At 71.6% G+C, this 13290-nt stretch carries 15 protein-coding genes; 13 read left to right on the top strand and 2 right to left on the bottom strand.

The genetic code is table 11. The features are described from left to right. Window positions 1–9: 9 nt before the first annotated feature. The 9 genes from ftsY to R3A49_05380 all read left to right on the top strand — a co-directional run bounded on the left by ftsY (window position 10) and on the right by R3A49_05380 (window position 5637). The gene (gene ftsY / locus R3A49_05420; GenBank protein MEZ5170173.1) at window positions 10–1074 is read left to right on the top strand and encodes a signal recognition particle-docking protein FtsY; all 1065 of its coding nucleotides are present in this window, start codon (window positions 10–12) and stop codon (window positions 1072–1074) included. A gap of 10 nt (window positions 1075–1084) precedes the next feature. Continuing rightward, window positions 1085–2407, top strand: coding sequence for a signal recognition particle protein (ffh, locus tag R3A49_05415; GenBank protein ID MEZ5170172.1), 1323 nt, complete (start codon window positions 1085–1087; stop codon window positions 2405–2407). 106 nt (window positions 2408–2513) lie between these two features. Then, window positions 2514–2963 (top strand): 30S ribosomal protein S16, encoded by a 450-nt coding sequence (rpsP, locus tag R3A49_05410; protein MEZ5170171.1) that lies wholly within the window; start codon window positions 2514–2516, stop codon window positions 2961–2963. Window positions 2964–2970: 7 nt separating this feature from the next. Beyond that, window positions 2971–3291, top strand: a complete 321-nt coding sequence (locus R3A49_05405; GenBank protein ID MEZ5170170.1) for a KH domain-containing protein — start codon at window positions 2971–2973, stop codon at window positions 3289–3291. 11 nt (window positions 3292–3302) lie between these two features. After that, entirely contained in the window at window positions 3303–3785 is a 483-nt protein-coding gene (rimM, locus tag R3A49_05400; GenBank protein MEZ5170169.1) for a ribosome maturation factor RimM, read from the top strand. Continuing rightward, window positions 3785–4519 (top strand): tRNA (guanosine(37)-N1)-methyltransferase TrmD, encoded by a 735-nt coding sequence (trmD, locus tag R3A49_05395; protein ID MEZ5170168.1) that lies wholly within the window; start codon window positions 3785–3787, stop codon window positions 4517–4519. Before rimM ends, trmD begins: the two co-directional genes overlap by 1 nt. A gap of 63 nt (window positions 4520–4582) precedes the next feature. Continuing rightward, the gene (gene rplS / locus R3A49_05390) at window positions 4583–4927 is read left to right on the top strand and encodes a 50S ribosomal protein L19 (protein MEZ5170167.1); all 345 of its coding nucleotides are present in this window, start codon (window positions 4583–4585) and stop codon (window positions 4925–4927) included. Window positions 4928–4982: 55 nt separating this feature from the next. Continuing rightward, on the top strand, window positions 4983–5276 hold the full coding sequence (locus R3A49_05385; protein ID MEZ5170166.1) for a DUF2469 domain-containing protein: 294 nt from the start codon (window positions 4983–4985) through the stop codon (window positions 5274–5276). A 1-nt stretch (window position 5277) separates the two neighbouring features. Continuing rightward, the gene (locus R3A49_05380) at window positions 5278–5637 is read left to right on the top strand and encodes a YraN family protein (protein ID MEZ5170165.1); all 360 of its coding nucleotides are present in this window, start codon (window positions 5278–5280) and stop codon (window positions 5635–5637) included. Window positions 5638–5793: 156 nt separating this feature from the next. Here R3A49_05380 and dprA read toward each other — a convergent pair whose 3' ends face one another. Both dprA and R3A49_05370 read right to left on the bottom strand, forming a co-directional pair. Then, entirely contained in the window at window positions 5794–6906 is a 1113-nt protein-coding gene (gene dprA / locus R3A49_05375; GenBank protein ID MEZ5170164.1) for a DNA-processing protein DprA, read from the bottom strand. Continuing rightward, window positions 6903–8420, bottom strand: coding sequence for a YifB family Mg chelatase-like AAA ATPase (locus R3A49_05370; GenBank protein MEZ5170163.1), 1518 nt, complete (start codon window positions 8418–8420; stop codon window positions 6903–6905). The genes dprA and R3A49_05370 overlap by 4 nt, the downstream gene beginning before the upstream one ends. A gap of 125 nt (window positions 8421–8545) precedes the next feature. Here R3A49_05370 and R3A49_05365 point away from each other — a divergent pair, with 125 nt between their 5' ends. The 4 genes from R3A49_05365 to R3A49_05350 all read left to right on the top strand — a co-directional run bounded on the left by R3A49_05365 (window position 8546) and on the right by R3A49_05350 (window position 13198). Next, complete coding sequence (locus R3A49_05365) at window positions 8546–9460, top strand: tyrosine-type recombinase/integrase (protein ID MEZ5170162.1); 915 nt, start codon at window positions 8546–8548, stop codon at window positions 9458–9460. After that, the gene (gene whiG / locus R3A49_05360; GenBank protein MEZ5170161.1) at window positions 9453–10253 is read left to right on the top strand and encodes an RNA polymerase sigma factor WhiG; all 801 of its coding nucleotides are present in this window, start codon (window positions 9453–9455) and stop codon (window positions 10251–10253) included. Before R3A49_05365 ends, whiG begins: the two co-directional genes overlap by 8 nt. Window positions 10254–10475: 222 nt before the next feature. Next, window positions 10476–12092 (top strand): peptidoglycan DD-metalloendopeptidase family protein, encoded by a 1617-nt coding sequence (locus tag R3A49_05355; protein MEZ5170160.1) that lies wholly within the window; start codon window positions 10476–10478, stop codon window positions 12090–12092. Further along, window positions 12089–13198 (top strand): PQQ-binding-like beta-propeller repeat protein, encoded by a 1110-nt coding sequence (locus R3A49_05350; GenBank protein ID MEZ5170159.1) that lies wholly within the window; start codon window positions 12089–12091, stop codon window positions 13196–13198. The genes R3A49_05355 and R3A49_05350 overlap by 4 nt, the downstream gene beginning before the upstream one ends. The last annotated feature ends 92 nt before the right edge of the window (window positions 13199–13290 follow it).

The raw sequence follows: 13290 nt of genomic DNA, 5'->3' as shown, positions 1-13290 counted from the left end.
GACCGCCGAATGCTGTTCATGCTCCTGGCCGTTGCCGTCGTGCTCATCGTCGTGGCGACCACGCTGCTCCTGCGGCGTGGTCGCGGTGGCGCACCTCCGGTGCGACCGCCGGCCGAGCCGAAGACCCCGGATACCCCGGTCGCCACGGAGCCCGTCGTCGAGATGCCGGCGCCCGAGCGTGCCGGCCTGCGCGACCGGCTGGGAAAGACCCGTGCCGCACTGGCGGGTTACGTCCGTGACCTGCGCGGCCGCTCACGCCTCGACGACGAGACCTGGGACGACCTCGAGGAGCTGCTGATCCTCGCCGATGTGGGGATGACGGCCGCGACCGAGCTCGTCGAGCGGGTCCGAGAGCGCACCGTCGAGGAGAAGACGACAGAGCCGGCCCGGGCCCTCGAGATGCTGCGTGAGGAACTGGTGAGGCGTCTCGGCGCAGGTGACCGCCGGCTCGCGACCCGCGAGGACGGCCCCACCGTGTGGTTGTTCGTCGGTGTGAACGGGGTGGGCAAGACCACGACCATCGCCAAGCTCGCCCAGCGCGAGATCGCCGAGGGCCACACCGTCCTGATGGCCGCGGCCGACACGTTCCGCGCCGCGGCAGGCGACCAGCTCGCCACCTGGGCGGAGCGGACGGGTGCGGGCATCGTGCGCAGCCAGGAGGGCGCGGACCCCGGATCGGTCGTCTACGACGCCATGAGCTCGGCGGCCAACAAGGGGACCGACCGCGTCCTCGTCGACACGGCCGGCCGGCTGCACACGAAGGTCAACCTCATGGAGGAGCTCAAGAAGCTCCGGCGGATCATCGACAAGACACCTGGCGCGCTCCGGGAGGTGCTGCTGGTCATCGACGCGACGACCGGCCAGAACGGGCTGACCCAGGCGCGCGTGTTCGCGGACGCCGTCGACGTGACCGGTGTGGTGCTCACCAAGCTCGACGGCACCGCGAAGGGTGGGATCGTCGTGGCGATCCAGGGCGAGCTCGGGCTGCCGGTGAAGCTCGTCGGCGTCGGTGAGTCGGCCGCGGACCTCATCCCGTTCGACCCCGACGAGTTCGCGGACGCGCTCCTCACCTAACCTGATTCCCTTGTTCGACGCACTGTCAGAGCGATTCGACGGCATCTTCGGGAAGCTCCGCTCGCGGGGGCGCCTCAGCGACAAGGACGTCAACGAGGTTGCGCGCGAGATCCGCCTGGCGCTGCTCGAAGCCGACGTCAACGTCGCCGTCGTCAAGTCGTTCATCGCCCGGCTCAAGGAACGGGCCGCCGGCGCCGACCTCTCGCAGAGCCTGAGCCCGGCCCAGCAGGTCATCAAGATCGTCAATGAGGAGCTGGTCGAGACCCTCGGCTCCGAGACCCGCAAGCTCACCACCGCCTCGAAACCGCCCACGGTCGTGATGCTGGCGGGCCTCCAGGGCTCGGGGAAGACCACCGCGGCCGGCAAGCTGGCCCGGTTGCTCGCCAAGCAGGGCCTCCGCCCGATGCTCGTGGCCGCCGACCTCCAACGGCCCGCAGCCATCCAGCAGCTCCAGGTGCTCGGCGAGCGCATCGACGTCCCGGTGTTCGCTCCCGACGGCGGGGGAGGTGACCCCGTTGCCGTGGTGTCGGGCGCGCGTGACGAAGCGGCACGCCTGGGGTGCAACCTCATCATCGTCGACACCGCCGGTCGGCTCCACGTCGACGACGACCTGATGGACGAGCTGCGCCGGGTCCACGACGCCGTCGAGCCGCACCACACGCTGCTCGTCGTCGACGCCATGACCGGTCAGGAGGCCGTGAACGTCTCGGAGACGTTCGACGCGGCCGTGGACCTCGACGGTCTCGTCCTCACGAAGGTGGACGGCGACGCCCGTGGGGGAGCCGCCCTGTCGGCGAAGGAGGTCACGGGAAAACCGATCCTCTTCGTCGGAACGGGTGAGAAGCTCTCCGACTTCGATGTCTTCCATCCCGACCGGATGGCGAGCCGCATCCTCGGCATGGGCGACATGCTCACGCTCATCGAGAAGGCCGAGGAGACTTTCGACAAGGAGCAGGCGGCTGTCGCCGAGGAGAAACTCCGCAAGGGCCAGTTCACCCTCGAGGACTTCCTCGACCAGATGCGCCAGGTCCGCAAGATGGGCCCACTCCAGTCGATCGTGGGGATGATGCCGGGAGTTCCCAAGGAGCTGAAGGACGCCGAGGTCGACGAGGGCGAGCTGGCCAGGGTCGAGGCGATCATCTGCTCGATGACGGTGGAGGAACGCCGGAATCCGGCACTCGTGAAAGGATCACGACGCCTCCGGATCGCCGCCGGCAGCGGGACGACCCCTGCCGATGTCAACGCCCTCCTCAAGCAGTTCAAGCAGGTGCAGCAGATGATGAAGTCGGTGGCGTCGGGCAAGCAGCCGAACCTCCCGGTTCCGGGCTTCTGACCCCGGGCCCACGACTCGCTAGTCTGTGTCCTCCCGACGGGCCGTCGACACCCGGGTCACACCCGTTCCTCCGTCATGACCGCCCGGTAGTCACGAAAGGTTCTCCGTGTCCGTCAAGATCCGTCTCATGAGGGTCGGCAAGCGCAAGCAGCCCTCGTACCGCGTCGTCGTCGCCGACGGCCGCAAGCCCCGCGACGGGCGCTTCATCGAGATCATCGGGCACTACGGCCCACGGTCGGAGCCGTCGGTGTCCGAGATCGACGAGGAAAAGGCGCTGGAGTGGCTCCGGAAGGGCGCGCAGCCGAGCGAAGCCGTCCAGAAGCTATTCGCCAAGAACGGCGTGTGGGAGCAGTTCGTCGCCGAGAAGGGCGACGACCCCGCCGCCCGCTACGAGCCCGCGCGGGCGGTTCGCCGCCAGCGCCACATCGAGAAGGCCGCTGCCGGCGCTGCCGATGAAGCGCCGGCCGGCGACGAGCCGGCCGCCGACTCCCCGCCGGAGTCCGACGACGAATCCAGCGACGACGAAACCGACGACGAATCCACCGACGAGAGCTGAGCCTGCCGTGAGTGACGAGTACGACGACGAGTACGACGACGACGACGACTTCGACGACGACTACGACGACGATCCCAACCGCATCGTCGGTGCGCGCGCACGCGCCGTCGTCGAGCACTGCGCCGGGAACATCGTCGACGAGATCGACGAGCTCGACGTGGAGTCCGAGGAGTCGGGCGGCGAGCTGACGCTTCTCATCCATGCCGGCTCCTCCGACATGGGCCGTCTCATCGGTCGGCGCGGGCGTGTGATCCAGGCGATGCGACAGCTCGTGCGCGCGGCGGGCGCCTCCGAGGACATCACGGCGACGGTCGACGTCGTCGAGTAGCCCGTGGTTCCGTGACCGCCGACCGCCTGGTACGGGTCGGGCGCGTCGGGCGGCCACACGGCATCCGCGGTGAGGTCACGCTGCTCCCCGACCTCGACGACGACCGCCTGTTCACGGTGGGTTCCGTCTTCTCGGTCGACGGCCGCCAGGACTCCTTGGAGGTCGCGACGGCGCGTCGGCACCGCCAGGGGTGGCTGCTCGGGTTCATCGGTGTCGATGACCGCACCGCCGCCGAGGAGCTCCGCGGAACCGTGCTCAACGTTGCGGCCGACGACTCCGTGCCCGCCGGTCACTCAGACCTGATCGGTCGGCAGGTCCGCGACGTCGACGGTGCGGTCCTCGGTGCCGTCGTCGCGGTCGAGCCGAACCCCGCCCACGACATCCTCGTGCTCGAGGGGGACGTCCTGGTGCCGGCGCCCTTCGTGCGCTCGGTCGACGACGACCACGTCACGGTCGAGGTCCCCGAGGGGCTCCTCGAGATCAACGACCCGTGATGAGGATCGACATCTTCACGATCTTCCCGGGTTACTTCGACTCCGCGTTCGCCACGTCGGTGCTCGGGCGCGCACGCGACGCCGAGCTCGTCGACCTGCACCGGCACGATCTCCGTGACTGGGCGTCGGACCGACACCGCAGTGTCGACGACACCCCGTTCGGCGGGGGTGCGGGGATGGTGCTGTCTCCCGGGCCCGTCGCCGCTGCCGTTGACGACGTCGATCCACCGCGCCCCCTCCTGTTGCTCTCGCCGGCGGGGAAGGTGTTCGACCAGTCCGTCGCCCGCCGGTTGGCCGCCAGTGACGGGTTCTCACTTCTCTGCGGTCGCTACGAAGGGGTCGACCAGCGGATCGTCGACCGGTGCTGTGACGGAGAGCTGTCGATCGGCGACTACGTGCTCGGTGGTGGCGAGGCAGCGGCGGCGGTGGTGATCGAGGCGGTGGCCCGTCTGATCCCGGGGGTGCTCGGGAACGACGCCTCGGCAGGCGAGGAATCGTTCCACGACGGGCTCCTCGAGTACCCGCACTACACCCGCCCCGCCGACTTCGCGGGACGGCGGGTGCCCGGGGTTCTGCTCTCGGGTGACCACGGCCGTATCGCCCGGTGGCGCCGGGCGGCGTCGCTGCGGCGCACGCTCGCCCGCCGCCCCGATCTGCTGACAGGGGACGACGTCTCCGACGCCGACCGGGCGGTTCTCGAGGAGTTTCCCGACGCCGGTGCCCCCGAGGCCTGAGCCGGGCGGGGCGACGCTGTACGATAGTGCTCCCCAGCGACGTATCCCCGAGGATCCCGCGCCATGCAATCCACCGATCTGGTCGACCGCGCCGGCCTGCGTGACGACATTCCCGACTTCGCGCCCGGCGACACCGTCAAGGTCAACGTCCGCGTCGTCGAAGGCGGGCGCGAGCGCGTCCAGTTGTTCCAGGGCGTCGTCATCGCCCGCAAGGGCTCGGGGATCCGTGAGACCTTCACCGTGCGCAAGATCAGCTTCGGTGTCGGTGTGGAACGCACCTTCCCCGTCCACTCGCCCGTGATCGCCGACATCGAGGTCGCCAGCCGCGGCGACGTCCGGCGGGCCAAGCTCTACTACCTGCGTGACCGCGTCGGGAAGGCCGCCAAGATCCGCGAGAAGCGGACCTGACCCACCCCGCCGCGGCCCTACACTGGTGCCGACCGGGCACATCGGAGGTGGGTCGGTGAGCGCAGAGGATCTCGAACGGTACGAGACCGAGATCGAACTGGCGCTCTACAAGGAGTACCGCGATGTCCTTCCGATGTTCTCCTACGTCGTGGAGACGGAGCGGCGTTTCTACCTCACCAACGAGGTCGACGTCTCGACCCACGACGACCACGGCCGTGTTCACTACGAGCTCGAGCTCCACGACGCCTGGGTCTGGGACATGTACCGGCCCGCGCGGTTCGTGAAGCACGTGCGGGTGTTCACCTTCAAGGACGTGAACGTCGAGGAGCTCGCCGCCCCCGAGCTCTGACGTGGGCGACCGCCGGCAGGCGCTGGGCGCCGCAGGGGAGCAGGTGGTGGCCGACTGGTACCGCCGGAACGGCTTCGACATCGTCGACCGCAACTGGCGGTGCCGCGACGGTGAGCTGGATCTCGTGGCGGCGTGCGGACGAACGCTCGTGTTCTGCGAGGTGAAGACCCGGCGTTCCACGCGTTTCGGCGCTCCGGTGGAGGCCGTGACGCGCGAGAAGCAGCGGCGAATCCGCCACCTGGCCACCCGGTGGCTCGACGAGCACCCGGCTCGCGGCACCGACCTGCGTTTCGACGTCGCGTCGGTGCTCTGGCCGAGGGACGGCGACCCGACCGTGACCGTGGTGGAGGCGGCCTTCTGAGACGCGACGTGTGACGACGAGCGTCAGGCGAGGACGGCCCAGGCGACGAGCGCGGCGGCCACCACGAACGCGACGACGACCATCGCGATGTCGGCGCCGCTGGTCCTGTTCTTCCCGAACGGGTTGAAGCCCATGGCGTCACCGTAGCCATCGCGACTACACCGGCCACCAGCGGCCGTGCGCCCGACGAACGTGGCCGGCCACCTCCACCTCGGCCAGCGCCACGGCGAGCGCGTTGGGCGACCAGTCGAGGCGCGACCGGAGATCGTCGTTCGTCGCCGGCTCACCCCCCAGCGCCCCGAGAAGTTGCTTCGCGGCGACCGATCGCGGGGGTGGGGCCGTCGCCCACCGGAGCCGGGTCGCCCCCTCGCACAGGCCGAGTGCCTCGAGGATGTCGCCCGGTCTCAGGAGTGGCTGGGCGCCGTCGGCCAGGAGCTCGTTGCACCCCTCTGCGGCGGGGTTGCGTCGCGAGCCGGGAACGGCCAGAACGGAGCGCCCGTATGAGAGGGCGTGGTCGGCGGTGATCCGGGCGCCACCACGCGCGGTCGCCTCGACCACGACGACGACATCGGCCAGCCCGGCGATGATCCTGTTGCGGACCGGGAAGCGCTCGCGAGTCGGCCCGACGCCGTAGCCGACCTCGCTCACCAGGACGCCCGCCTCCCGGACCCTGCGGTGGAGGTAGCGGTGACGGCGCGGGTAGGCGACGTCGAGACCCGTTGCCACCACCCCCACGGCCGCCCCACCCGCCGCGATCGCGCCCTCGTGGGCGGCACCGTCGACACCGAGGGCGAGCCCGCTGACGACGGTGACCCCGGCCTCGGCCAGCGTCTCCCCGATGGCGCGGGCGTCGGCGCACCCGTGCACGGAAGCCGAGCGCGTCCCCACCACGGCCACCCGCTTCCGGCGCAGGACGTCGGGACGCGAGCCCTCACCGAGGAGCACGGCGGGAGGTGTCGGCGACACGGAGGGGGGAACGTCGATCGGGAACCCATCGTCGCCGGACAGCCACACGTGGGGGGAACGGCCGTCGAGGAGCTGGTCGAGCTCGCCCGAGGTGCACGCAGTAGACCATCTCCGCGCCAACCACGGGGAGATCGCCGTGCGGGTTCCTCGGGCGCCGTGGGCCTCACGTGCCCGACCCTCGGTGACCGCCCCGAGGGCGGCGTCGTGCGCGCCGAACGTCCAGAGCAGCGCCCACAGGCGCGCCGGGGTCATGTCGGGCAGGCACACGAGTCGGAGCGCCGCGCGTCGGTCCGGCACGCTCATGCCCACGGCTCCCGCATGTCGGCCGCGCGCAGCATGTGGGCCGGGCCCACGGTGCGCTCACCGTCGAGGTCGGCCAGGGTGCGGGCGACCCGGCGAATGGCCGCCGCGCCGCGTCCGTTGAGGCGCCGCCTCTCGCACAGCGACCGCCAGGTGGTCAGCACCTCTCCGCTGAGGGGCACGGTCTCGTCGAGAGCGCCGGCCGGTACATCGCCGTTGCGGGCCCACGGCACGTCGCCGTACCGACGCTCCTGGAGCGCGACGGCAGCCGCAACACGTTGCGCCGTGACCGCCGTCGAATCGCCCGCATTGTCGGCCCCGTGGACCGCCCCGTCGGGTGGCTCCACCCGGAGCCGGAGGTCGAAGCGGTCGAGCAGCGGTGCCGACAGGCGCCGCTCGTAGCGGAGGCGCGCGCTCCCCGAGCAGTGGCAGTGCCGGGCGTCACGCCCGCACGGGCAGGGGTTGGAACACGCCACGAGGAGGAAGCGCGCCGGGAACGTGACGGTTCCGCTCTGGCGCGCGATCCGGATCGTGCCCTCCTCGAGGGGTTGTCGCAGGGCGTCGAGAGTGACCGGGGCGAACTCACCGAGCTCGTCACAGAACAGGACCCCCCGGTGCGCCAGCGTCACCTCACCGGGCCGGGCACGGCGGGCACCACCGCCGACGATCGCGGCCGTGGACGCGGTGTGGTGGGGTGCGCGGAACGGTGCCGCCGTGCTCAGCACGCCCTGGGTGTGGAGGCCCGCCGCCGAGCGGATCCGGGTGACCTCGAGCGCGGCCGACCGGTCGAGGGGCGGCAGGATGCCGCGGATCCGCTGCGCGAGCATCGTCTTGCCGACACCGGGCGGTCCCACCATGAACAGGTGGTGGTTCCCGGCGGCGGCGGCCGACAGCGCCGAGCGTGCCTCGCGGAGGCCGCGGACGTCGGCCAGGTCGAGGGCGTCGCCGTCGGGTGCGTGGTCGGGACGGTCACCCGCGAGGGGCTCCGGCACGGTGGGCCAGGCCTCCTCGCCCTTCAGGCAGGCCCGCAGTTGGAGGATCGACCGGGCGGGGCGCACGGCCACCCCCGGCACCAGGGCGGCCTCTGCCGCGCAGTCGAGCGGGACCACGACGCTGTCGACACCGGAACGGGCGAGTGCATCGACGAGCGCGAGGACCCCGGGGACGGCCCGGATGGTGCCGTCGAGGCCCAGTTCGCCGACGACCCCCACGCCGTCGAGCGAGCCGGCCGGGAGCTTCGCCTCGGCGAGGAGCAGCCCGAGCGCCACCGCCACCTCGAAGCCGGAGCCCGACTTTGGCACGTCGCCGGGGGCGAGGTTCACGGTGATCCGCTGCAACGGCCACGACAGCTCGGAGCTGAGAAGCGCGGCTCGCACGCGCTCGCGGGACTCGCGTACGGCGGTGTCGGGGAGGCCGACCACCTGGTAGCCGGGAAGGCCTCGGGAGACATGGACCTCGACGGTGACGACCTGCCCGTCGACTCCGACGAGGGTGGCGCTTCTGACCGATGCGAGCACTGCGGACCTCCTGATCCAGGCGCGAGCCATGGGTGAACCTGCAGGAGGGCCGTGCCGCGGCCGCTCGACGGTACGGAACAAGGGTAGTGGAGGGGTGTGACAGCCAACCGGGGTAGCGTGAACGCATGACCTGGGATGTCGAGGGCTTCGTCACGTCGCTCACGGCCGCCCGCCCCAACACCCGTGCCGCCTATGAGCTGGATGTCCGTCAGTTCGTCGACTGGGCCGAACGCGGCGGATGCCCCGACCCCTCCGAGTGCGACCACCGGGTCGTGCGCCGCTACCTCGCCGGCCTGCAGACCCGCGGCTACGCGCCCCGTACGGTGTCGCGCAAGGCCGCCTCGCTGCGCGCGTTCCTGCGCTTCCTCCGCCGTCGGGGTGCGATCAGCACCGACGCCGGGCGTCACCTCCGGGCGCCCCGGGGGCCCGCCCGGCTCCCGAGAGTCCCACGCGCCGAGGAGGCGGTGTCGCTGCTCGACGACGCCCACGACCGGGTCTCAAACATGGCGGAGGCCGATCCCGCCGGCCGGGCGGCGGCCCTCGCCCGACGCGACCTCGTCGTGCTCGAGCTGCTCTACGGCACGGGCATGCGCATCAGTGAATGCTGCGACCTCGCTCCCGCCGATGTGCACACCGACAGGGCGTTCGTCGACGTCACGGGGAAGGGTGGGAAGTCCCGGCGCCTGCCGCTCGGTGAGCCGGCCCTTGACGCCCTCCACGACTACCTCCGCCGTGCGCGCGACCTGCTGGTCACCGACGACACCCCCGCCGACGCCCTGCTCCTCAACACCCGCGGACGGCGCCTCGGGCCCCGCGACGCCCGCCGGATCCTCGACCGGCACCCGCTCCCCGACGGCCGGTCGCTACCGCCCCACACGTTCCGGCACGCCTACGCCACGCATCTGCTCGAAGGCGGCGCCGACCTGCGCGCCGTCCAGGAGCTCCTCGGCCACGCCGACCTCGCCACCACCCAGGTCTACACGCACCTCACCCGCGAACGCCTCCGGTCGGTCTACGAGGAGACGCATCCCCGTGCCTGACCCCGCCGGTACCGACACCGACCAGGTCGTCGGCGCGCTCTGGGAGTCCTACAAGGGCACGCGCGACGAGTCGGCGCGTGAGCGGCTCATCCTCCACTACTCGCCGATCGTGAAGTTCGTGGCGGGCCGCGTCGCTGCCGGGCTCCCGCAGAGTGTCGACCAGTCCGACCTCGTCAGCTACGGGGTCTTCGGTCTGATCGACGCCATCGACAAGTTCGAGCCCGAGCGGGGCTTCAAGTTCGAGACGTACGCCATCTCGCGGATCAAGGGTGCGATCATCGACGAGCTGCGGTCGTTCGACTGGGTGCCGCGCTCGGTGCGTGCCAAGTCGCGGGCGATCGAGCGTGCCTACTCCAAACTCGAGAACGAGCTGCACCGAACGCCTGATGAGGCGGAGGTGGCCGCCGAGCTCGAGATGACGACCGACGAGCTCGCCAATGTCCTGTCCCAGGTGTCGTTCGTGGGCCTCGTCGCTCTCGAGGAGCTCGTGTCGGGTCAGGACAGCGAGACCGGCAGCACGGTCGGCGACACGATCTCGGTGAAGGACCCGGCGCACGACCCCGTCCAGGCCTTCGAGATCGACGAGATGAAGCACGTTCTCGCCGATGCCATCCAGCGGATGCCCGACCGTGAGCGCCTCGTCCTCACTCTCTACTACTACGAGGGTCTCACCCTCGCCGAGATCGGCGAGGTGCTCAGCGTCACCGAGAGCCGGGTGTGCCAGATCCACACCAAGGCCATCCTCCAGATGCGCGCGCGTCTCTCGGAGCCCGACCACAACCCCGTTTCCTAGATTCCCCCTTTCGGCGCGTGCGCGCGGCCGCTACTGTGCGGCGCGCACTCCCCGTCGCTTCCCCCGTGACGTGTCGTTCCGACCGCCGGGGGTGCGATGTCCTGCCTTGCGAGATCTCTGCGACGCCTCGTCGCGCTCGCTGCGTCCTGTGCGCTTCTCCTCGTCGTCCTACCCACCGGACCGGCGGCCGGCGCCACTCCGGAGCCCCGGTGGACGCGGCCCGTGCCCGGCGAGCTCCTGCGGGCGTTCGCCGCCCCTCCGTCGCCGTACGGTCCCGGACACCGGGGTGCCGACCTCGCCGCTGCAGTCGGGACGCCCGTTCTCGCCGCCGGCGCGGGACGCGTGGAATTCGCCGGGCACGTGGCCGCAGCGCGCCATGTCACCATCCGACACGACGGGGGCCTGCGGACCTCGTACTCGTTCCTCGCCCGGATCGACGTGCAGCGGGGCGACACGGTCGGCGCGGGCGATGTCCTCGGAGTCTCGGGTGGCGACGGCCACGCCGGTGTGCCCGTCCTCCACCTGGGGCTCCGCTCGGGCGACGACTACCTCGACCCGATGCAGCTCTTCGCGCGCCCCGACCCCGCCGATGTCGTCCGGCTGATCCCCACGGGCACGGCGACCGGGTCACACCGACCCGAGCCCCCGGAGCTCCCCGACCCACCCGTGCTCCCGGGCCCGCCGCGCCTTCCCGACCCTCCGGAGCTTCCCGATCCACCCGAGCTCCCGTCGGTCAACCCCGACGCACTGCCCGTGTGGCTGATCGAGGACCGCCTCGACGGCCCGTCCTACATCTCGCTCGCAGGCGATCTCGGTGCTGCGGGCGTCGACCTGGCATGGCGGGCCACCGGGCAGGTCGACGACCTGGTCCTCGCCGGGGCCTCGGCCGCCGTCGAGGCACCGCTTCCGCCCGGGATGGACCTGGGTCGCGACCTGGCGGTGGGGACGGCGCGCGGTCTGTGGGAATTCGGCACGGGTGAGTGCACGTCCGACGCGCCGCCGGCCGACGGCACCGGTGGATCCGGCAACGACGTGGTGGTCGTCGCCGGTCTCGACAGCAGCCTCGAAGAGGGCGGGCGCTCCGTCGGGATCCCCGTCGACCTCCTCGGCTACGAGAACGACGAGGTCGGCTACTTCTCCTACTCCGGGACCGACTCCTACGTCGTCGAAGACACGTGGGTTGATCCACTCGACGCCGCCCGGCGGCTCGGGGAGCAGCTCATCGAGAGAGCGGCCGAGCGGCCCGATGACCCCGTCGACCTCCTGGCGCACTCCCTGGGGGGTGTGGTGGTCCGCACGTTCCTCGCCCTTGTCTACGACCCCGACGACGATCGCTATCCACCGCTCGGACACGTCGTCACGTTGTCGTCGCCGCTCGAAGGAGCGCCGCTGGCCTCGGCCGCACGGAGCATCGACGCCGGGCCCCTCGGCCCGCTGGCGTCGGGAGCCGTCGGCGACGCCCTGCCGTTCCCGCCCCTCGACGCACCCGTCCTCGAGCAGATCGCCGAGGGGTCCGAGCTGATGAAGCGCCTCGACGACGCCACGCTGCCCGAGGGCATCGACATCACGACCATCGGTGCCGTCGACGACGTCATCGTGCCCGCCGACCGTGTCTCGGCACCGGGAGCAACCGAGGTCGTGGTCAACCCGCCGGGATTCCACGACCACACGGCCATCGTGTCCGACCCCGGGGCGCTTCGTGAGGTCCGACTGGCGCTCGAGGGTCGGCCGCCGGCGTGCCGGTCGGTGCTCTCACACCTGCGCGGCGAACTGGAACCGCGGGTGATCAGCGGGGTGGAGCGCGGCGTGGGATCGCTCGCAGGTGGAGGTGCACCATGAAGATCCGTCCGTGGCTGAGGAACACGGTGGTGGCGGCCGCCGTCGCCGCCACGGTGCTCGGGACCCGTGCCGCGTGGCGCGCGGCCGTGGCGCCGGGTGGGGGCGCGTCGCAGCCCGCAGCGGCCGAGCAGGGGCCGACCGGGTCCGGGTGGCGTCTCGAGGTCCCGGGATGGGTGGGAGCGCTCGGCGGTGACGACTCGTTGGCCGTCGCCGTGTCGGCCAACTCCGTGGTGACGGCACTCGACCCCGCCACCGGATCGCCGGTCTGGGCACACGAGATCCGCCGTCTCGGTCCCGACGCTCCCGCTGTGTCGTCGACCCACGTCGTCGTGCGCGCCGACGACCGCGTCGTCGTGCTCGACCGCTCCGACGGCGCGCGGGTGTGGGACACGCCGGTCGACGGTCCCGGTCCCGTGGCCACCGTCGGTCACTCGGTCGTGCTGATCGGCTCCGACGACGGGACGCTGGCGGCGCACTCCGCCACCGACGGGGAACTCCTCTGGGAGGTAGTGCAGGCCGGCGCGGTGAAGGCGACGCCTGTCGATGCCGGCCCCCGAAGCGTGGTGGCCGTGTGGCACGCCGACGACCGGGCTGTGATCGCCGCCCTCGACGTCGACGACGGGCACGTCCTCTGGACGCGGGACGTGGGGCCCGCCGCGTCGGGGACCGCCACCGACGGCCGATCCGCCTACGTGGGCGACGGCGCCGGCAACGTGGTCGCCCTCGATCTCTCCGACGGCGCGCAGCGGTGGTCGACGGGCGTGGATGCAGGATTCGGCGCCCACGTCGCACCGGCGGTCGACGGCGGGAGCGTCGTGATCGCCGACCGCCTCGGTGTCGTGCACGCGCTCGCAGCGACGGACGGCTCTCCGCAATGGGGTGTCGACCTCGGCGTGCCCGTCCTCCGGGGTGCGCCGACGGTCGCCGCCGACTCGGTGACCGTCACGACGGTCGAGGGCCGGGCGGTCGTGCTCACCGGAACCGGCGAAGTCCTGGAAATCAGTGACGACAGCGCCTTCGTGTCCGGTACCGTTGCCGGTGGCGGGCACCTGCTGCTCGGTCTGCGGCTCACGGAGCCCGGACGGGTGGAGGGCCTCGCCCTCTGACTACACTTCTGCGCCGGCGGGCCGACAGGCCCGTACTCCACACGCCTGCCACCTTTGGTCACCCACACGGGTGCGGCGGGCGGACGCTCAAC

The organism is Acidimicrobiia bacterium (assembly GCA_041394025.1).
GTDB lineage: Bacteria > Actinomycetota > Acidimicrobiia > IMCC26256 > JAOSJL01 > JAOSJL01.
Note: the sequence above shows the minus strand (reverse complement) of the source record. Positions and strands in the feature narration are given on the sequence as shown.